The 464-nt window shown below is 54.3% G+C and carries 1 protein-coding gene; it reads left to right on the top strand.

All coding sequences use genetic code 11. The features are described 5' to 3' along the window. Nucleotides 1-464, top strand: a 464-nt coding sequence (locus KW845_RS29800; protein ID WP_218372949.1) for a hypothetical protein, incomplete at both ends; no start/stop codon positions are given.

Below are 464 nucleotides of genomic sequence, written 5' to 3'. Positions count from 1 at the left end.
AGAGAGAGAAAAGAGAAGAGGAGGAGGAAGAGGAAGAGGGGGAGAAGAGAAAGGGGGAGGAAAAGAAGATGAGGAGTAAGGGGGAAGAGGAAGAGAAAATAGTGAGGAAGGAAAGGAGAAAGAGAAAGGAAAAGAGAGAGGAAGAGGAGAGGAAGAGAGAGGGGAAGGGAGAGGGAGAAGGGAAGGAAGAAAGAGGGGAGAGGGAGAGGAGAAAGGAAGAGGAAGGGGAGAGGGAAGGGAGGGGAAAGGGTGGCGGGAGAAACGCCGACGTAGGGAGGGGAGAGGGGAGAAAGGGAGGAGGAGGAAAGGAGAGAAGGCAGGGGGAGAGGAAAGGGAGAAGGGAAGAAAAGAGGAAAGGAAAGGGGAAGGGAAAGGGGGGAAAGAGAAGGAGAAGGGAAGGAGGAAGGGGAGGGAAGGAAGAGGAGGAAAGAGGGGAAGAGGAGAAGGGAAGAGAAAGGGGGAGA

The organism is Bordetella sp. BOR01, from assembly GCF_019218885.1.
Lineage (GTDB): Bacteria > Pseudomonadota > Gammaproteobacteria > Burkholderiales > Burkholderiaceae_B > Bordetella_A.
Note: the sequence above shows the minus strand (reverse complement) of the source record. Positions and strands in the feature narration are given on the sequence as shown.